This window comes from Paenibacillus woosongensis (assembly GCF_009725165.1).
Taxonomy (GTDB): domain Bacteria; phylum Bacillota; class Bacilli; order Paenibacillales; family Paenibacillaceae; genus Fontibacillus; species Fontibacillus woosongensis.
On the sequence record NZ_WNZW01000001.1, the window covers coordinates 426,200 to 445,374 of the forward strand.

Below are 19,175 nucleotides of genomic sequence, written 5' to 3' on the forward strand. Positions count from 1 at the left end.
TACAATCATGATGAAACGATTAGTTATTCTGTTTACCATTGTTTTAGCCGTCAGTTGCGCAGGTTGCGGTCCTGCCAAGGAGGCGAAGGAGAACGTCAAGCCACAGCCGCAGCCGCATTCCCAATTCCTGCCCTCCCCGCCGTCCCCCCCAATGGTGAATGACACAGAAATGCAGCCGGCGGAGAACATCCGCAGGCCGCTACCCAAACCGTTTATGCCAACAGAGCTCATAATTCCTGCCATTAAGGTAAAGGCTAGTGTTGAGCCGGTGGGGGTGCTTGAGGACGGGCAAATGGATGTTCCGAAACATACGGATATCGTCGGCGTCCTGCATCCGGGCGTACTTGCAGGGGAACCTGGAAATATGGTGATGGACGGCCATGTCGATAGCTATACCGGCCCGGCTATTTTTTTTAATTTGAAAAAGTTACAACCCGGCGATTCCATCATTGTACGGGATCATGCCAAACAGAAATTGACCTATATTGTGGAGGCCGTTGAATCCTACCCTACATCGGAAGCACCCGTCGAGCGGGTTTTCGGGGATACGGCAGAGCACAGATTGAATCTGGTGACATGCAGTGGTAAATACAGCAGAAAAAAAAAGGAGCATGAGCAAAGACTGATCGTTTTTGCCAAGCTGGACGGTGATGATGAACTTGACCAATAAATTTGTAGCAGCCATCCTTATCCTCTGCCTGACTTTACTTTCCTGCAAAGCGGAGGTTTATGCGGCTTCGGGCGATCAAGAGGAGCAAGAGGTGCGCGCCTTTTTGGATAAGCTGTACAAGCAGAGAGCTGACATTCTTGTCAGCCGGGAGACGGATAGATTAAAAGAACTTTATCTTCATGACAACAAAGTGAGCAAGCACGCTCTCCGCAATGAAGTTAACCGAACGAATTATCTTAACGAGTGGGCGATCAAGAGGGCAATCAAGCTCGTTAAGGCCAATAGCGAAATACGAATCGTGCGTCTGAGAACCTCAAAGGATACAGCAAAAATATCCCTGGTTCATTCCTTGAAGGTGGATTACACCTATACCAACAAAAATGTGCCCGTTCAGTCGTTCGGAATCGGAACTGAACATTATCTTACATTAAAGAAGCTGGATGACGACTGGAAGGTCCATAAGGAATGGTATCTGGACCCTCTGGACGAGAATCCGAACAAAATTGCGGTGACGGATGACGGAACCTCCCCTTCTGTCAATTATCGGCAGCAACCCGTGGACGGCAAAAAATACCGCCGGGCCCGTGCCGTGGAGTATGCGAATAAATATGCGGGAACAGCTTGGGGCGCCGGCAATAATCACAGGTATAACCGCAAATATGCCGATTACTCCGGCAAGGGCGGCGATTGTACCAATTTCGCTTCCCAGGCTGTTGGCGACGAAAAAGAAGGTGGAGGGCTGCCGATGACCGGATCATGGCGATATTTTGCCAACAAGGGCGGAAGCGAAGCGTGGATCCGGACGGATTCCTTCTATAATTTCCTGATATATTCCGGATACGGAAAACTGCTTGCCAGGGGACAATTCCGGGATATTATCGCTCCTTCGGCCAAATATCCGGATGGAGCAATTTCACATATTCAGCCAGGCGATTTGATCGGATATATCATTAGCGGCAGCGATGTGGATCACTTCTCGATCGTGGTAGGATTCGACGATTACGGGTATCCCCTCGTCAATTCGCATTCGGCCGACCGTTACCGCGTTCCCTTTGACCTGGGGTGGGATCAGTATACCAAATACTTACTGGTACACATTAGAGACTAATGTACATGCGGGCTTGTCAGCATAACTGCAGTTTAACGTCATACAATGGAAATTGAAGATATCGACGCTAAACTGGAGGACTTATGAAACTATCCCGCCTGTTAAAGCAATCGGCGATAAGAGCCGGGGCAATGGCCGTCGTAAAATTAATCGGCCTTATCGGGCGTGTCGTCTTGACGAGACTCGTAGGTGCTGAAGGTATCGGATTGTACCAAATCGCTTATTCCTTATACGGGCTGCTGCTTATGATTTCCGGAGGATTGCCAACTGCCCTGGCTATTATTACCGCAAAAAAGCCATGGTTCGGTTGGCATTTTTTTAAGTGGGTTTCTCTCTTTCTTGTTCTATTCGGGGGGATTTTGAGCATGATCGTCTTCTGGAATTCCCCCGCGCTTTCTGGCATGCTGGGGAATCCGGATCTGCAATATGCTTTGCGGAACCTGGCGCCGGCTATTTTCGCGGCTCCATTATTGGGTTTGCTAAGAGGATATTTGCAGGGGCTGGAACGGTTTAACATCATTGCCTTGTCCGAATTGACAGAGCAAGGAAGCCGAATTCTCTTCATGCTGATCATCGTCGGCTGCCTATTGCCCCAAGGCATACATATTGCAGTTGGCGGAGGGGTGCTGGCTGCATTCATCGGCGTCCTCGTCTCTTACACGCTGCTGACGTTGTATGTGTCCACTGATCAGCGAAAGAACCCGGCAGCATCGGTATCTGTCCGCCAGCTGCCGTTCGTCTGGCTATTTAAAGCTTCCTTCATTATTTCGCTGACGCGCCTTCTCATTCCAGCCTCCGATTTTATCGACGCGATACTGATCCCAGGCCGTCTGATGGTTGCCGGCTACGACACCTCCCGGGCAACCGCTATGTACGGTGTAATTACCGGGATGGCTGCCATCATGGCCTACACGCCTACGCTAGTCACCCAGGCTCTAAGCCATACCGTCACCATGCGCTTGGCCAGCTACTCCCAACAGAAACTCTGGACCAACTTCCGCAGGCTGCTCTCCTTATCCCTGGAGGCTGCCTGGCTATGGGGATTAACCGCGGCCATATACATATATGTATACGCTCCTGAGCTGGCGACGTTTATTTTCAATACTTCCGAGGCGGCAGAGCCCATTCGTTATTTAGCCCTTCTTCCCGTCATCGTCGGCTTTCGCGAACTATCCACGAGCATTTTATGGTCGCAGGACATCAAGAAAATAACCTTCTTTGGTTTGTTTGCCGGAATAAGCTGCTCCATCGTCATTCAATATGTGCTTATAGCGATCCCTGGCTGGGGTTATATCGGGGCAGCGATCGGCATTCTAGCCATGGAGATGATTTCCGCACTCTTTAATTTATACGCCTTAAAGTTCAAGCTGGCCCGCATAGTCCGGCTGCTCCCAGCCCTCTTCACAGACGCTTTGATATTAATCGGTTGCATGCTCCTGGTTCAATTGATCTCAAAGCACTGGGGGAGCGGCTCTGACAGCTTATCTGGCTTCATGCTGCATACTGTGCTGTTCTTTTCGGTTGCCGGCGTCTTCTTATTCATTCGGTTTAAAGGAAAATTATCAACGGGATAACGCTTTGATATCTTTAATAATTTGGCTGTAAGGCGGGTCCTGACCGTCGTATTTCGTTACAATGGTTCCCGAAGCGTTCACAAGATAAAACGAAATGCCGTGAATGACCTGATCCCCAATGGCATCCTTCTGGATGGCGGTCTTAAAGCTCTGTTGGCCAAAAGCCTGAATGTCCTCAAACGAATAGCCCGTCAAGGCATGCCAGTTGCTCAGATCATCCGTAAACTTGCCGATGTACGTCTTCAAGGCTTCCGGTGTGTCCTTCTCGGGATCGACGGAAAAGGATACAAGATCCGCTTTAAGACCGGCCGACTTAATCTCGCTTTGCAGCTTTGCCATGTTCGCAGTAAGGGCCGGACATACAGTAGAGCAATTCGTAAACATGAAATGGGCGACCCAGACCTTGCCCTTTAAATCGTCCAGACCTACCTGGCCGCCGTCCTGGTTGGTGAACTCGAACGCCTCCACCGGTATGCTGAAATCATTCGGCTTGCCTCCTCCCCAGGAGAAAGCAAGCAATCCGATTGCAGCAACAACGAGCAAGGCAATAATTCCAATATCAATGATCCGCTTCGTACGCTTCATTGGTCCGCCCCTTCATCTGCAGCCGTATAAGTGGCGAGCCAAGCAGCCAATGCCTGGATTTCCTCAGTCTTCAGCCTCTTCTCGAAAGGCGGCATCCCCGGCCTTCCCGAACTGATCGCCTCGTAAATCTCTCCCTCGCTCAGTTGGGAGCCGATTTCCTGCAGGCTTGGCCCTACTTTTCCGCTAAGGTCAACGGCGTGGCAGCTGGCACAGCTCTGCTTGTAGATTAGCGTCGGCTTGGCATCGGCCTTACTTCCGGCTGGCGAGGAGGCCGAACCGCTATCCTTCGAAGCAGATTGACCGCAAGCGGTTACAGCCAGTAAAAAAAATGCCATTACAAGCAGCAGTAACGGTCCTTTTCCCGTTCTCATTCGCGTTTTCTCCTTATCGATAATTAGTCCATATGAGAGCTCTTATCGTAGAGCGAATCCTTCGCTTGTTCGATTTCATCTTCCGTCACCTCGCCGACAATGAACTGCTTCCGCGGCATATTATGCATATCCCGAGCCGTCACGTGCGCGATGACATTGTAAACTCCATCCTGCTCAAAAGTTTTATCAATACTGTAAACTCCATTTCCAGCGTGCGTGCCCTCCAGCATTTCGTGAGCATCGCTTCCGCTAAGCCACACTTCGAAAATTACGGATTTGGCATCGGTCACTTCTTCGCCGCCCTGAGTAACCTTGGCTTGAATTCTAGCCGGCTCCCCCGGATTCAGCTTCTCAGGCTCACTTTGGATTTGCACTTCAATAATTTCGGGAATCCCGTCCGTCATTCCTGTCTGGCTGCCCGCAGAGGAGCATCCAGCGATAATAACGAACATAAGCACGAGACATCCGGTCGTCCATCTTTTCATATTGTTCTGAACCCCTTCTTAACATAATTATTACCAATTCCATGGTCCTTTTATGATGCCGAGACTGCTTAGTAAAGCATCCATCACACTCATCTTCTTGCTCATTAGCGAATCCGTCGTGCATTGAGCATCCGCATCATATTGCAGCTCTCTGGCCTTGTTAAGCGTAGACTCTGCTATATTATTCGTCACTTGGGCAACGTCGAAGCAAGGCGGCGATACGTACACATGCAGAGTATGATCCAGAATCACTCGCGTCTGCCCCGATGGCTTGACGTTGATCGGGATAAAGAACAGGCTTAACAAGATCAGCGCAATTAGCGTCAAGGCAATGCTTGTCTTTTTTATGGCTATTCCCTCCCTTACAGGCAGTATATCTCATAATTATGAGGCTGAAATGATCATTTGGGGCAATTTATGCTCTTCGATTTGTTAACAATTTGTGAACTATCCGAATATACGAACCGCGAGCCCACGATATGTAACAAATATCATTGTAGCGGCAGGCATCTGAAAAATAAAGCAAGGATCACAGCCGGCATGCCAGTATGATCCTCGCTGCTTTTAAATATTTGAAATGCCCGATGGTCTCCTTTAACCACAATGGTTAGTCAGCCAATAGTGAAGCAAAATACTGCATATTACTAACATAAAAATCTCCTGTACCTACTGCAGCATTGTTCAGCATTCCCAGTATGCTCTCCCGAAACGCCTCGATGGACGAATAATCCGTCTGCTTAAACCGGTTTTCCCGTTTTAAATTTTGCAAATACTCCAACCCTGGGCATTGGTTTCCTCCTAGTATATATCTATGGAGATGTTTCTAGTTTAGCAGTCTTGATGATATTTTACCTACACCAATGTACATTATCGGACAGACAGCGATTTATATGAACTGTAGATTATGGATTCTGAAGCTCTACGACCGTATAGCCTTTCTCTGATGAAATTCGGAAGCTCCAGTTCATTTCTTTTGCTCTTTCCTGCATGATGAGCAGGCCGTAGCTGTCCCCAAATTGATTTGGATCTCTCTTAAAGCCTATGCCGTTATCCTGGATCACCACGCTCCATCCGGGCCGGTTGGCGGCAGGTTTTCCCTTGATCCAGCCCTTTGAGGCCTGGGCGTGCTTCTGGATATTCACAACCGCTTCTCGGATGCTGGCCAGAAGCTCTACCTTTTCTTTGGGACTCAGCAGCTCATCTGGAATGCTCCACTCGACCTCGATCGGAACCAGCACTTCCTCGGCAACTTGCTTGACCTTCTCGCTTAAAGTTTCCCTTTGGAGATTCAGAGTCTCCGGCGTAGCCGCATACCTAAGATTGGCAATCGCCTGGCGCACGTACCGGTTCACCTCATGCACCGTCTTGCGGATTTGGAAGATTTCCTTGTCGTATTTGGCCTGTTCCGAGGCAATTTCCAGGCGATCGACCTTTACAGACAACAAGAAAACGGACTGGGCAATGCCGTCATGCAGTTCCTTGGCCAGGTGCTCTCTCGCTTCCAGCGCCGCCTTGACGGCCCGTTCCGCCTGAAGCTCCTGTTGGATTTTCTCCAGCATATGAAACAGCCTGTTCAGAAATGTCACGCTCACAAGGTATACCAGAACCGGAGTCAGCCAGTTGCCCAAATCCATCGAGATATATGGAAGCAGAAATTGATGACGGACATACTCCCAAATTCCCACAGTGATCGTCGGAATGAACAAAATCATCCATTTGATTTGTTTATAAGTCACGGAAAATACCCACTCCTTTAATCACTTGCTGCGGACTGAATATAGGTTTGAAGTTGTTCACGACTTGAAATTTCGCCAACGATGGACTGGTGAAGATTACCGTTCTTGTCAATAATGTAGGTGACCGGCAAACCAATGATCCCGTATAAACCGGACACTTTGCCCGTAACGTCAATCATAACCGGAAACTCAAAATGGTGCGCAGCCAAAAACTCATTAACCGTGCCTTTGGATTCGCCGGCATTGACGAATAAGGTTGCCACATCGGAGCGGTTCGATTGATATACCTCATTGATCAGCGGCATCTCTTTAACGCAGGGCTCGCACCAGGAGGCCCAGAAGTTGAGCACAACCACTTTGCCTTTATAATCAGCCAATGATACCTTGTCTCCGTGCGTATTCGTTACTTCAAAGTCCGGGGCGCTTTCACCGATAGCCAGTCTTGCCTTCTGCGGCTTGGCGTCGTCCTTCGTTGGCGATACGATAATCCATATAATCGCTCCTATAGCAAACAAACCTAACAATAGGGTAATTACGGAACTTAGACGCAATCCTTTGCTTTCCTTTATGCTCATTTCGACTCACCTGCCGTAGAGGTTATTCCCAGGCTCTGTTGAAACGCTGCATGCAGCGGGTAAGCGCCGTATTGCTGGCGAAAATGCTCCACCGTGCCCTCACCGTAATTTCGGCCGCTGTTCAAGAAGACCACATAATCCGCAACCTCCTCGGCAATTTCCAGCTGATGCGTGGAAAACAGCACGGTATGGCCTTCACTTCGGATCATTTGCAACAACCGGACGAATTCACTCATCCAGTACGGATCAAGCCCGTTCGTCGGCTCATCCATAATTAGCAGCGGCGGCTTGCCCAGCATCGCCTGGGCAAACAGGACGCGCTGCCTCATGCCTTTGGAGAAGGTATGCACCTGCTTGCCGCGCTTGTCCTGCAGTCCCACGATCTCCAGCACTTCATCAACCCGGCTCGCCGGAACTTTACGAAGGGCGGCCCAGAAGGACAGCGCCTCCGCCGCCGTCAGGCCAGGAGAAAACTGAAAATCATCCGGCATATAGCCAATCTGCTGCGAAAATTGCTTCCTGTCTTTTTTCCACTGATGCTTATTTACGGTAATTTCACCAGCCGACGGCTGCATAATTCCGGCAATCATCCGCAGAACCGTACTCTTGCCCGCGCCGTTTCCGCCGCACAGCCCAACGATGCTGCCCGCCTCGATACGAAGGTTGATATTCTCTACAAGTTTCTGCTTCTTGATCACTTTGTCGACGCCGACAACCTGTACAAATGAATCAGCCACGAGATCTTCCCCTTTCCCAAATCCAATATATCCCCGCAATGGAGATACCAATCCACGCCAGACATACTGTTAAAAACAGGAGGCTGCCGCCGGGCTGATGAATCCAGGTTACCCACTCATAGTACTCCGGGCCGAGTACGGAACCGCCGCCCAGCTTGATGACGACAAACAGGCGCACCAGTTCAGCAGGATTGAGAAACGTTAAGGCGATCAGCACTGGCTTGATCCAGAGGTATGGCAGCAGGCCCAGCACGGAAATCAGTATTGTTGTCCAGCCGATGACGGTAAAAAACCAGATCATGACGGAAAAGGTCAACGCCTGCCAGCGGTTTTTAGATAGGGAACCGATCAATAAGGCAACCGCCAAGAAAAGCAGCACCAAACCGCAGGAGAACGCTAGAAACAACAAGTAGGTAGTAAGCTCGAACGATTTTCCCGCTGCAACCGAAATGATGCCCATCAAGCCATAGCCGAATGAGACGATCGTCAGCAGAACGACGGACAACCCTACATATTTGCCGATAATGAAAGGCATGGTACCCAGTGGATATGTCGACAGCAGCTGCCAGCTTCCCTCCTCCTTCTCCCCCGTTAGGGAGAAGGAGCCGAGAAACAGAGTCATAAGCGGAAGCAAATACAGAATCAGACTGAGCATCGAGCCGGTAATTGCGGAATAGCCGCTGACAGTGTTCTGAGAATTGACGAGCAATAGACTTACGCTGAATACGGAAAATAAAATGAGAAAAGAATAGGCCCACGGATTGCGGAGCCCAATTTTGATTTCTCTTTTTGCCACTTGAAGCATATCAGTCATCGTTCTATCCTCGTCTTCTACTGATGACTGCTGTCGTCATGGCTGTCGCTGTGCTCTGGTCCATGCCCGGCGCTATGGTCGTCAGTATGCTCATCGCTATGGCTTTCATCCTGCCCGTGTGCCTCGTCGTGGTCATGATCATGCATCATGTCTTGACTCTGCTGCCATGTATGGTTTGCCAGCTCATTAGCGCTCAGAACTTGTCCCACGCCTTGCTCTTTGATAAAGGCTTCCGCAGCGGATTTATCCTTGAAGCTGACGATTCCATAGGCCATCGGCGTGCGGATGGAGGCATCATACACATAGGTCGCTTTGCTGAACTCGACCCATTCCTTGTCATTATAGTCGCGAACATAGTCCATGCCGATATTGTCCGTTCCGTTCTCCTGCTTCCAAGTATTCATGCAGCCCAAATCGTCGAATTTCAAGCTTTTGCCGTCCTTCGTTACGATTTGCGTGGCAAAAGCGTCGTCTTTTACTTGCATATTGCAAACCACGCACACATCGACATCTTCATTGATTGCCTGTGCGGCATATTTGTTCTGGCCGCAACCGACAAGCAAAGTAAATGCAACCATAATTACTATGGCTAATGACCATTTTTTCATGATTTGGATACCCCCGAATATAGTATGGTTATAACCGCTGTCGCCAGCAGCATCGAAGCGATAATCAAAATTAATGTTTGATCGGAAATGACCGGATCCGAAACAGCCTGAATATCTTCCGCTTGCACCGGCAGCATAGCCGAAGTCAGCTTCATTTTCGGCGCACTGTCCGTCGTCCAGCGTTCCTGGTGATCGGTGTACATGCCGTTCAGAAACGTCATGCCCGGCGATTGGAAGAACAGCTGAAAAGCGGGCGTCTTAGCGATCAGCTCTTGATAAAAAGGATTTATTTTATACGGGATATCACTAATACCGTCATTATCCATATCCAGGCCGGTCGCTGAATCCCAATAATTCCCTGCCAATTCATTGTCTCTGCTGTCGGTCGCTTCCGCTTCGATGACATTGGCCACGAAATCGTTGTCCTGTATTTTGTTGCCCTCTGCCTGCTTGAATTGAATCCCGATGAAGTTTCGGACGATCGAATTTTCGATCACTTGATTATCCTTGGACAATTCGATGTATAATCCGACCCGGTTGCCTTCGACGAGATTCCGCTCAATGACCGAGTTCTGCACATCAAACAATAAAATGCCTTGCGAATTCACGTTCTGGCTTTGCTTCGCGAAGGAATTATCCGCTACGCGAGCCTCTCTAACACCCATGATCATAGCGCCCGTTACGTTGAATTCCCCCAGGTTGTTAACGATCTGCGTATCCTTCACATACATGCAATGGATGCCGTAACGCGAGCCATACAGCCGATTGTTTTCGATTTTTTGCCTATTGCTGTTCTCCAGGTAGATACCGTCCCTCATGCCGGCAATCGTATTCTGCTCGATCCGGTTGTCATGCGAATTGTACAGATCGATGCCGTTTCCCTTCTGGCCCATTTTCGCATCGGCTTCATTCTCTGTGCGCAGCCAGGAGATTTCGTTGCTCTGAAGCAGAACTTGGTTCGCGTCACGGAGCATGATGCCGAAGCCGGCGGTTTTGATTCTGAGCTCCTCAAGAACAGCCCGATCGGCATGAACTAATACGGCCGCAGTTTCTTCGCCGGCGTTCTCCTGCAGAATATTGACTCCCCGTACGATAACTCCGGGCGCCTCAATGCGAATCGCCGCCTCTGAAGTGCTGTTGTAGAGGATCGCCGTCTTGCCGCCTTCGATAGTCAGTCTCTTGGATATGACGACAGGGCCTGCATATTTCTCTTCGTTCAGCATGACGGTATCTCCGGGCCTTGCTTCATCCACCAGTTGCTGAAGGGATGGCAGCGGTTGCCCGGAGGCTTCATCCTTCGCCGAAGACTCCGCCATTATAGGAGAAGCTGTGCCGGCAAATGCTAGATTCAACAGGAGCAGCCCCGCAAGAACAAGAAATAGCCCAACTCCTTTACTCCTCATAAGCTTAACTTCTATTGCCCCCTTTTTCTTGGATAACGCATAAAACTATTTGATTAAAATGATAATCTATTACATTTCTCACTAATATAGCCCATTAGAGTCGCTTTTAGCCGAATACAGCTTCTTTTTATGTCATTTCTATGACAATCTAATATTTCTCCATATTCAGCAGACACAGAAAAAAGCAGCTCTGCTTGAGAGCTGCTCCTGCTTCGGAAGTATCAAGCTATCTTTTGCCCTTTTTCGCACGATAATCTGTGGGACAAAAAACATCCTTGGTTTGAACCGTATACTGATGATGAGGAACCGGGACGCAATGATGTTTATTGATGATTTGAATCGGATGAATCACCGGGACGATTTGGGGATGGAAATAATCGTTCACTACATACTGCGGAGGATCGATAATCGCCTCTCCCGGAGGACAGCAATGTCCTCCCTTGTGATGGTGCGCATACAATCCCATAATGTCTTCTCCTTTCAAATAATATCCACTAACATCATATGCGGAGACATTCATCATGATTGGACAGCTGCCTTCCTGATTGGTATCGCATCAAATTACACATCGTAATTGACGATATAATTTTGCAGCTCTGTATTGTAGTATCCGATACTGTATTCTCTGATCTTGCCGTGCTCGTCATAAGAATAACGGGATCTCTTGAGCAGCGGCTTTCCATTGCCCCCGAGCTGCAGAATCGCTTCCGCCTCCGGCGGCGGAACGGCAACCGAGAACTCGTCGCGCAGCCGGTCCAACGAAATACTGTGCTCCTCCAGCAGCTCGTACAAGGACCGGGCATTTAAATCGGCAAGCTCCAGCTCGCCTACAGTCATGGTCAAATAATGGGTATAGTATATATAAGGCCTGTCATCAAGAAAGTACACCCGCTCGAGCCTTAAGCAGTGTTCACCGAATAAACGGCTCAGCTCGGCATCCGCCTCTGTCTGAATCGTCCCGGCCCGAAGCCACTGCTTTTGAATGCGATGCCCCTCCTCCACCAAAATTTCGGTAAAGTGCTTCCATTTGGACAGTTTGGAGGCCGCTTTGTTGCGAATCACTTTGGTTCCTTTTCCGCTGCCTCTTTCTAGGTAGCCCTCCTGGACAAGCTCCTGAATCGCACCCCGGACGGTAATTTTACTCACGGAAAATTCCTGCTCCAATTGCGGCTCCGAGGGGATGTTCTGCCCCAAGGGATAAACGCCGTGCAGGATCCGGTCTTTCAAAATATCCCTGATTTGCAAATATAGCGGTTTATCCTTTCTGGACAAGCTCACTTATCTCCACTACCTTTCTATATCGCCAGCGGACCGTGCCATCGCCCGCAGTATTTCCTCTTCCGTCGACATAGGGGTATCGCCCGATACCGTGTGCGCCAGCATGCCTGCCGCCGCCGCGAACGCGACCGTCTTCTCTGGCATGAATTCCGCCAGTTCGCCATGAATAATCCCGCTCGCAAAGGCATCCCCAGCTCCTATTCTATCATAGACGGAAAACGTCAGCATATCTGAAAAAGCGAAGCGCTGATTTTTGTACAAAAACCCCCGTAAGGAGTGTGAATTGTCGCCATGGATGGAGCGATGAGTTCCAGCGATAACCGGGATATGATATTGCGCAGCAACTAGCGGGATCAACTCCTTAAGCTGATCTTCACGCTGCTCCTGCAGCGTGCCCATGCCCAGCGTGTTCATTACGTCTTGCTCATTCATCATTACGATGTCCGCCAAACGCAGCATTTCCTCATAATGCGGCTTCGCTTTGGCATATCCGCCTCCGCCCCACAGGGACGGCCGGTAATTGCAATCGAAAATAACGAGGCCTCCCTGCTGTTTCACCGCACAAGCCAATGCTTTCATATGCCGTCTGACGCTATCATTCATCGCGAGAGTAATGCCGCAAAAGTGAATTGCGTCAATTCCCCGGGCAATACTGTCATAATCATAAACATCCTCAGGGGCCGTATTAAAGCTGCTGTCCAAGCGATTGCTGTAGGTAACGCGGCTGGGCCTGGCGCCAAAGCCATTCTCGAGGAAATACATGCCGATATAATTTCCGCCTTCTAGAATGTAAGACGTGGCAACTCCCAGCTTGCGCAAATAGGCTCTCGCCGCATCGCCCAGCGGATTGGCAGGTAAGCGGGAGATCAGGCTCCCCGCGTGTCCGAATCTCGCCAGCGCCGAAACGACATTTACGCCGGTACCGGAAAATGTATAGTGCAGCGTGTTGCCCTGCGACAGCAGATCATACCCCGGCACCTGCAGACGCATCATGACCTCGCCAAAGGCGGCGATCCGTTTAGGCATACTGATCAGCCAGCCTTTTCATAATCTTGAGTAAATCGCGTACATCCTGGACATTGGTTTTTCCCGATGCCTGGTCAATGATCGAGGTATATACGTGAGGGATCACCTGCTGAACCCCTGCTTCCAACGCGATCCGCAGAATAGCCTCGAAGTTATCCATATCGATGCCCCCCGTCGGTTCGAGGGCGAAGCCTTCCGCAGCACAGCCTCTGGCGACGGCACGAAATTCATCTTCACGGCTCAGCCCCGCCATCGGGAAATATTTCAGGGCATTGCCGCCCATATCGCGGACGAGGGAAATCGCTGAGCAAACCGGGACGATAGCCGGCTCGCTGCCTGCCGCACTGATCGGCCCAGTAGAAATATTCACGTATCCCGCCTGGCCCGCTGGCGATACCAGACTGTTGATCCAGCTATCCTTCTCTCTGAGATTGGCCCGGGTAGCCCCGACGGCAGGAAATACCTGATTGATATGACTGCCGGGATAATGCCTGGCGATTTCCGCCACCACTGCCGCTTGACGATTATCGCCAGCGCCGAGTCCGATCGATACCGCTTCATCGATTTCCCGGCCGTATTGCTTCATGGCCGCTACAGCCTCATTGACCGTTGCGTAGTCCTTGGATAGAACACCGACCAGCACGTATCCTTCCGCAGCCTCGAATATTTCCTTGGCATTCTCCACGTCCTTGGCCAGCACATTTAATGCGACTCTGCCTTTATAAAAGCGTTTGGCGATCTGTGACATATTAACGCCCCCCTGTTAATTCGCGTATTTTAGCCTCGATAACGGTAATGTCATCGCCAAGCAGCGGCCGCGGGTCGATATCGAAATACCCTTGGCGAACACCGTAGTCCCGTGTATATATAGCAATCTCGCCGTTCTGCAGCCGTTCCGCGACTTCTTTGGCGGTAATGCCTGTCTGCTGAGCATCGATCTGAATACGGCCGCGGTAAATCGCCCGCCCTGCTTCATCCTGCACAACCGACACCTGAACCCCGGCGATATCATTTAATGGCATTAATACTTCCAGCAGCGCCTTCTCCTGCTCGCTCTTATCTTCCTTGTTCATGTATTCATCTAGGGCCTGCAGCAATCCGAAAGACGTCTCCTTGCCTACTTTCATGCTGCGGCCAATCCCATGCAATTGAACTTTGACCCACTCGATGAAGGTTCTTTTTCCGGCGACGATGCCTGATGTTGGGCCCTCAATGGCTTTGGAGCCGCTGTAAATCGCCAGGTCGGAATACTTCACATATTTTTGAAGATCCTCCTCTGCTGCCGCATCCACGATAAGCGGAACTCCGCGGCGCTGAGCAACATCCCAGGCTTCTTCCACGGAAATCATATTTTTTTGTACGGCATGATGCGATTTGACATAAAGAATAGCTGCGGTCTTATCAGAGATCGCATCCTCGATATGCTCGGCCCGCCCTTCATTAGCGTAGCCTACCTCCAGCAGCCTGCCGCCGCCTAAATATACCATCGTCTCCACGGGAGCTCCGTACTGCACATTATGACCTTTCAAAATAATGATTTCATTCTTGGGGTTGATCTCCTGATGCAGACGCTCGCTGCGCCGGCGGTTGCCTTGGGTCACTATAGCCGCTACCGAGAGAGCGATCCCGCTGGATGCCGAGTTGACGATCACTGCCGCTTCCGACCCGAGAATCCGGGCGATATGATCCCCTGCTTTATCGACAAGATCGGCGATCTCGACGTAACTTTGCCCGCCCTGCTTCATCGCCTCCATGACCGTATCGCTTGGCGCGGATACGCCCAGGATGCTCATCCTTCCGCTGGCATTAATGACCCGCTTAAGCCCGTACTTCACATTTAATGTATTCCCCACCTGTAACCACTCCTTTTGCTTTAATAAGTCGGTTCGCCATTCTTCGCTCTCCTTCGGAATCTACCAGCTCCACCCGTTCGTCATCTAATGTAAACAGCGTCAAGTTGGCGGCATCTCCTACCTGAATCCGGCCCAGCTCCGGCTTGCCCAGCCAGTCAGCAGCATGGCTTGTAACCGCATCGATCGTCTCTCCCAGCGAATATCCCAAGCTGAGAAACTTGGTCAGCACGTTAGCCATGCTGTAGACCGGACCGTTCAGCCGATTGCCCCGGTAAATGTCAGTGCTGATCGTATGCAGCCCAACACCGTACCGCTTGGCCGCTTCAGCCACTCGAAAGGAAAAGCTTGCCGTCCCATGGCCAACATCCAAATGAACGCCCCTCGCTAACGCATCGGTCAATACTTGCAGCGGATGGCCTCCCGCATCAAATAAATTGTTCGTCTTCCCATTAAGATAGTGCGTAATGATATCTTTTCGCTGCAAAAGAGGAATTACCTCTTGAATATCCGGAGGTCCTGAACCGATATGCACCATAAGCGGCAGGCCCGTGTCGCCGGATAGTTCCCGGGCGAGGCGAAGCGGCTCCAGGCCGCTATCACCGACCACGCTCCTGCTGATCCGCGCTTTGAGTCCGACAATGAAATCTTCGTATGCCACGATTGCCAGCTTGACCTGCTCCTTATCGATCCACTCCAGCCGGGACAATTCGTCAATTCTAGACAGCCCGATCCGTGAAATGTTCAAAAAAGCATACATCCTCGTCTTGGCCCGCTTGCTGTCGGCGATCAGGTCGGCAATCCGGTCCGCGCCGCAGCTGCCGGCATCGACAATCGTTGTCACTCCCTGCTTTACGCCGATCTCATCGATTTCATCCCCATAGGGGTCGAGTTCGGGAAAGGCATGGACATGCATATCGATCCAACCGCTCGACACGTATGTGCCCGAGACGTCATTCAGCGGCTGTCCGCTTCCTTTTCCGGCGGCGGTAATCTCAGCGATTTTACCATCCTCGATAACAATGTCGATTTTCTCGCCGTTCACCCTTTTTACCTCGCGGAGCACGAATCTGCCACTTGAAGGTTGTGCTCTACCGCGAACAGCTATTCGATCGCTCAAAACTATCACCCATTCCATTTAAAACATTATAATGTTTAAGTTAACATGCTTATGCCAGAAAGTAAATATAACGTTATAATGTTTATTTCAACAGATTCGTCAGCACCGGGCCCGACAAATCATTATCTGCTGCTAAACTACGATATGTCCCAAAAAATTACGGACACAGAAGCAGCTATTACCCAAAATCTAACTCCAATTAAGCAAATTAGCTAAATTAGCGGAACGTGAGTCCTTTGGCACTGCATTTCGCCTCTTTTGCCGAAAATAACGGAACCACGGTCCGTTCGCTTAACAGTACACTTCCCAAAGCTCCTACTAGAGTCAGCTATTGTCTACAGATCTATTCAACCTCTATCTGCAATTCTTCCATCAGCTAACCTACTAATATGCTCATGCTTCTATCCATAACTTACCTCCCCCTTTTTGCCTGAATGCATGCTAGAATGGGGTTGCACAAAATTACAAAATTGTAACTATTGTCGGATCAGTCTATCTATCATGTTTTCAAGACTAATAGAATGATTTGGAGGAATAACGTTATGAAAAATAAGCACTTTAAAACATTGGTAACAACAAGCATGGCCACGGCCGTACTCGCTGCAGGACTTGTTCTGCCGCAAGGAGCAAAGGCAGAAGCCGCTTCAACTCCTAGCGTAGATTGCAATCAACAATATCAACAAATTCAACAAATCTTGTCAAAATGGAACTGGAATGGCTCTTTGGACGATCTGAAATGGGTGATTCCTAATTGGCCGACTGTAGGAACAGAGCAGCCGCAGAAGGAAACACCAGCTATACCAACACCGTCTGTACCTGATCAGAAACCGGCCACGCCATCCGCGCCTGTTCAAAAACCAACAGCACCAAGCACAAAACCGACGGCGCCTAGCCAGAAGCCTTCAACCGGTTCTGATGCTAATGCCGGCAATGGAACGACAACTAAACCTACGGCGCCAACAGCGCCTAGCAAGGACAACAATGCGAACGCTGGTCAATCAGACGCCTCTTCTTTTGCCGCACAAGTCGTTGATCTGGTTAACCAGGAACGCGCCAAAGCAGGCCTAAAGCCGCTGACGACGCAAGCCGATTTGACTAAAGTAGCTGCCGCAAAAGCAGCCGATATGCGCCAAAATGGATATTTTGACCACCAGTCGCCAACCTATGGTTCTCCGTTCGATATGATGAAGCAGTTTGGAGTTTCCTATAGTTATGCCGGTGAAAATATCGCCAAAGGCCAGCGCACGCCTGCTGAAGTCATGAATGCCTGGATGAACAGCGAAGGCCATCGCCAAAATATTATGAACCCTAACTTTACGGCCATCGGCGTAGCTTATGACAACGGCTACTGGGTTCAAGAGTTCATCGGAAAATAAGAGATATTTACTTGTATTCATCCCTAAACCTTGGTGCCAGACTAGGCATCAAGGTTTTTTCTTGTTACCGACACAATGAATCTTCTTGAATAACGAGCGCTCATTAGAAACGCGATAGTAAATATGTATGTTCCATAACGGGAGACTGGAAATGGCTCATCCCTCAGTATCCCCAGCGTAAACGGAAATTTATCATTCAAAATATGACCATTAAAGGTGAAAACAGCAAACCAGGCATTCAAATCCCTGTAGATCAAGAGATATGAATGCCTTTTTTACCGAATCAGCCTATTCTTGTTTCAAGCCTTCCTTCACGGCTTTCACTTCATACATATTGACGGTCGTGCTTATAATGTAGTCCGGCGCCGGTTTCCCTTTATTCTGCCGATGCCCTTGAATGTGAACATCGCTTTTCTCCCAGTTTTTCCAGTCCTCAACCGATCTCCAGCGGATCATAATAACGACCTCTTCGTGTTCTTGTTTCTTTCGGTTAACCATAACGGTTTTGTCGATAAAGCCCTCCATCGTATCTACCGGGCTATCTTTGGTAAACCGTTCAATGACGAGATCCACCTTATCTTTTTGCACAACGATCGTTCTTGTTTGAATTAACATGACATTTCCTCCTTTATGATTCTATTTTAAAAAATGAAGGCCTTGCGAATGACAATACAACTCTTCCTAATAACCCCGGGCCGAGAGCAGTTCAGTATGCGTCCCTTCCTCGACGATCATACCATGACGCATGACGATAATCCGGTCAGCGATGTGCAATAACAAGCGTCGTCCATCCCTCGGATACGACTTGCAGCGCCTGCTGGATAAGCAGCTCGGTCTGGGAGTCCAGGTTGGCGGTCGCCTCGTCCAGAATCAAAATTTGCGGACGGAAACGGGCGAAGAACGGTACTAGCGACCGCATGCGTAAACGATGCAAGATAAATGCACCAGGATTGCTTAAAAAACGGCCTCAATACGCTGTTAGCACTCAATGAATATCACGCCCTGTATTTCCAGAGCCAACTGCTCTTCTTTAGTTTGTCTGGACACAGGATCAGGCTTATTCACCGTCCCGGTCATCGGCCGTAAACGGGCCATTTGGGGGTGGAGGCGGCACATTTCCGCCCTTGTTAGCGCCCTGAAAAGCCGCCAGGTTTTCTGACAAGCTGACCCTCAGCTTGGACATGATTTCTTGAAACTCCTGCGCTTGCTTGGAGCCGGGATCCACCTTTGCTGCTTCCGACGCCCTGGCCATCAAATGAACAACCTCGGACCAGTCCTTCATCAGACCGCGCAGTAGATGCTTGCCATGCCCTCCGCCATGGGGCCGATGCCATCCAGCATGCTCCCAAGGGTTCTCCGGCCGTTCCGCCTGTCCCTCTCTTTGTTCGCGAAGATAGGCTAGTCCTTCATCCGTGATATGGTACAGTTTCTTGCCGTCCTTTTCGGTCGAGCCTATAAGCTGCATATCTTCAAGCCACTGCAAATTCGGATATACGGAGCCCGGGCTTGGCGAATACAGGCCGCCCGTTTTCTCTTCCATCGTCTTAATCAACTGGTATCCGTGCATCGGTTCCAACGCCAGCAGCTCAAGGAGAGCAAACTTGAACTTCCCCCGCTCAAAAAAACGTTTGCCTTCTCCCCGCCCACCAAAGCCTCCTCGTCCGCCACCGTGGCGATGCCTTACAAATATATCCTGGTAAACCCCTTCCTTGGAATGTCCTCTACGCTCGGGCTGTTTAGCCCGCCAAGCACCGTACTCGTGAATCCTCATCCAATATTCACCCCTCAATACGATATATCGTTATATTATAGCGATATATCGTATTGGTCAATAGTTTTTCGAAAAATAATGACATGTT

General features: G+C 49.9%; 23 protein-coding genes and 1 pseudogene. 4 read left to right on the forward strand and 20 right to left on the reverse strand.

Annotation, left to right across the window (positions count from 1 at the left end; genetic code table 11):
• The first annotated feature begins 7 nt into the window (after positions 1-7).
• The 3 genes from GNP95_RS02100 to GNP95_RS02110 all read left to right on the forward strand — a co-directional run bounded on the left by GNP95_RS02100 (position 8) and on the right by GNP95_RS02110 (position 3,352).
• Positions 8-670, forward strand: a complete 663-nt coding sequence (locus tag GNP95_RS02100; protein WP_155609250.1) for a class F sortase — start codon at positions 8-10, stop codon at positions 668-670.
• Positions 633-1,778, forward strand: a complete 1,146-nt coding sequence (locus GNP95_RS02105) for an amidase domain-containing protein (RefSeq protein ID WP_330163228.1) — start codon at positions 633-635, stop codon at positions 1,776-1,778. Before GNP95_RS02100 ends, GNP95_RS02105 begins: the two co-directional genes overlap by 38 nt.
• A gap of 83 nt (positions 1,779-1,861) precedes the next feature.
• Positions 1,862-3,352 carry an oligosaccharide flippase family protein gene (locus GNP95_RS02110; RefSeq protein ID WP_155609251.1) on the forward strand — a complete coding sequence of 497 codons (1,491 nt, stop codon included), beginning with the start codon at positions 1,862-1,864 and terminating at the stop codon, positions 3,350-3,352.
• On the opposite strand, the gene GNP95_RS02115 is transcribed toward GNP95_RS02110, so the two are convergent.
• The 17 genes from GNP95_RS02115 to GNP95_RS02195 form a co-directional block, all read right to left on the reverse strand.
• Entirely contained in the window at positions 3,341-3,937 is a 597-nt protein-coding gene (locus tag GNP95_RS02115; RefSeq protein ID WP_155609252.1) for an SCO family protein, read from the reverse strand. The genes GNP95_RS02110 and GNP95_RS02115 overlap by 12 nt on opposite strands.
• The gene (locus tag GNP95_RS02120; RefSeq protein WP_230873632.1) at positions 3,934-4,308 is read right to left on the reverse strand and encodes a c-type cytochrome; all 375 of its coding nucleotides are present in this window, start codon (positions 4,306-4,308) and stop codon (positions 3,934-3,936) included. Before GNP95_RS02120 ends, GNP95_RS02115 begins: the two co-directional genes overlap by 4 nt.
• 23 nt (positions 4,309-4,331) lie before the next feature.
• Entirely contained in the window at positions 4,332-4,793 is a 462-nt protein-coding gene (locus GNP95_RS02125; RefSeq protein WP_155609253.1) for a FixH family protein, read from the reverse strand.
• A gap of 30 nt (positions 4,794-4,823) precedes the next feature.
• The gene (locus GNP95_RS02130) at positions 4,824-5,120 is read right to left on the reverse strand and encodes a hypothetical protein (protein ID WP_155609254.1); all 297 of its coding nucleotides are present in this window, start codon (positions 5,118-5,120) and stop codon (positions 4,824-4,826) included.
• Positions 5,121-5,400: 280 nt separating this feature from the next.
• Complete coding sequence (locus GNP95_RS02135) at positions 5,401-5,562, reverse strand: hypothetical protein (protein ID WP_155609255.1); 162 nt, start codon at positions 5,560-5,562, stop codon at positions 5,401-5,403.
• Positions 5,563-5,695: 133 nt separating this feature from the next.
• A complete protein-coding gene (locus GNP95_RS02140; RefSeq protein ID WP_330163229.1) occupies positions 5,696-6,529 on the reverse strand; it encodes a sensor histidine kinase in 834 nt (277 codons plus the stop codon).
• 17 nt (positions 6,530-6,546) lie between these two features.
• Positions 6,547-7,104 carry a TlpA family protein disulfide reductase gene (locus GNP95_RS02145; RefSeq protein ID WP_155609256.1) on the reverse strand — a complete coding sequence of 186 codons (558 nt, stop codon included), beginning with the start codon at positions 7,102-7,104 and terminating at the stop codon, positions 6,547-6,549.
• Entirely contained in the window at positions 7,101-7,841 is a 741-nt protein-coding gene (locus tag GNP95_RS02150) for an ABC transporter ATP-binding protein (protein ID WP_330163230.1), read from the reverse strand. Before GNP95_RS02150 ends, GNP95_RS02145 begins: the two co-directional genes overlap by 4 nt.
• Positions 7,834-8,655, reverse strand: coding sequence for an ABC transporter permease (locus GNP95_RS02155; protein WP_155609258.1), 822 nt, complete (start codon positions 8,653-8,655; stop codon positions 7,834-7,836). Before GNP95_RS02155 ends, GNP95_RS02150 begins: the two co-directional genes overlap by 8 nt.
• Positions 8,656-8,672: 17 nt before the next feature.
• Entirely contained in the window at positions 8,673-9,263 is a 591-nt protein-coding gene (locus GNP95_RS02160; RefSeq protein WP_155609259.1) for a nitrous oxide reductase accessory protein NosL, read from the reverse strand.
• A complete protein-coding gene (locus tag GNP95_RS02165) occupies positions 9,260-10,666 on the reverse strand; it encodes a right-handed parallel beta-helix repeat-containing protein (RefSeq protein WP_155609260.1) in 1,407 nt (468 codons plus the stop codon). Before GNP95_RS02165 ends, GNP95_RS02160 begins: the two co-directional genes overlap by 4 nt.
• Before the next feature lie 226 nt (positions 10,667-10,892).
• Positions 10,893-11,132 carry a hypothetical protein gene (locus GNP95_RS02170; RefSeq protein WP_155609261.1) on the reverse strand — a complete coding sequence of 80 codons (240 nt, stop codon included), beginning with the start codon at positions 11,130-11,132 and terminating at the stop codon, positions 10,893-10,895.
• Positions 11,133-11,227: 95 nt separating this feature from the next.
• The gene (locus tag GNP95_RS02175; RefSeq protein ID WP_330163231.1) at positions 11,228-11,944 is read right to left on the reverse strand and encodes a GntR family transcriptional regulator; all 717 of its coding nucleotides are present in this window, start codon (positions 11,942-11,944) and stop codon (positions 11,228-11,230) included.
• Between the two features lie 9 nt (positions 11,945-11,953).
• Complete coding sequence (locus tag GNP95_RS02180) at positions 11,954-12,970, reverse strand: sugar kinase (protein ID WP_155609263.1); 1,017 nt, start codon at positions 12,968-12,970, stop codon at positions 11,954-11,956.
• Entirely contained in the window at positions 12,963-13,718 is a 756-nt protein-coding gene (dagF, locus tag GNP95_RS02185; protein WP_155609264.1) for a 2-dehydro-3-deoxy-phosphogluconate aldolase, read from the reverse strand. The genes GNP95_RS02180 and dagF overlap by 8 nt, the downstream gene beginning before the upstream one ends.
• A 1-nt stretch (position 13,719) precedes the next feature.
• On the reverse strand, positions 13,720-14,823 hold the full coding sequence (locus GNP95_RS02190) for a DgaE family pyridoxal phosphate-dependent ammonia lyase (protein ID WP_330163232.1): 1,104 nt from the start codon (positions 14,821-14,823) through the stop codon (positions 13,720-13,722).
• Positions 14,789-15,865, reverse strand: coding sequence for an amidohydrolase/deacetylase family metallohydrolase (locus GNP95_RS02195; protein WP_413773726.1), 1,077 nt, complete (start codon positions 15,863-15,865; stop codon positions 14,789-14,791). The genes GNP95_RS02190 and GNP95_RS02195 overlap by 35 nt, the downstream gene beginning before the upstream one ends.
• Before the next feature lie 617 nt (positions 15,866-16,482).
• Here GNP95_RS02195 and GNP95_RS02200 point away from each other — a divergent pair.
• On the forward strand, positions 16,483-17,316 hold the full coding sequence (locus tag GNP95_RS02200; protein ID WP_155609266.1) for a CAP domain-containing protein: 834 nt from the start codon (positions 16,483-16,485) through the stop codon (positions 17,314-17,316).
• A gap of 288 nt (positions 17,317-17,604) precedes the next feature.
• On the opposite strand, the gene GNP95_RS02205 is transcribed toward GNP95_RS02200, so the two are convergent.
• From GNP95_RS02205 to GNP95_RS02215, 3 genes and pseudogenes are all read right to left on the reverse strand, one after another.
• Positions 17,605-17,931 (reverse strand): antibiotic biosynthesis monooxygenase, encoded by a 327-nt coding sequence (locus GNP95_RS02205; protein WP_155609267.1) that lies wholly within the window; start codon positions 17,929-17,931, stop codon positions 17,605-17,607.
• Positions 17,932-17,997: 66 nt separating this feature from the next.
• Positions 17,998-18,214 (reverse strand): annotated as a pseudogene (locus GNP95_RS02210) (ABC transporter ATP-binding protein); the annotation flags it as partial.
• Positions 18,215-18,373: 159 nt separating this feature from the next.
• Positions 18,374-19,087 (reverse strand): PadR family transcriptional regulator, encoded by a 714-nt coding sequence (locus GNP95_RS02215; protein WP_155609268.1) that lies wholly within the window; start codon positions 19,085-19,087, stop codon positions 18,374-18,376.
• Positions 19,088-19,175: the final 88 nt, after the last annotated feature.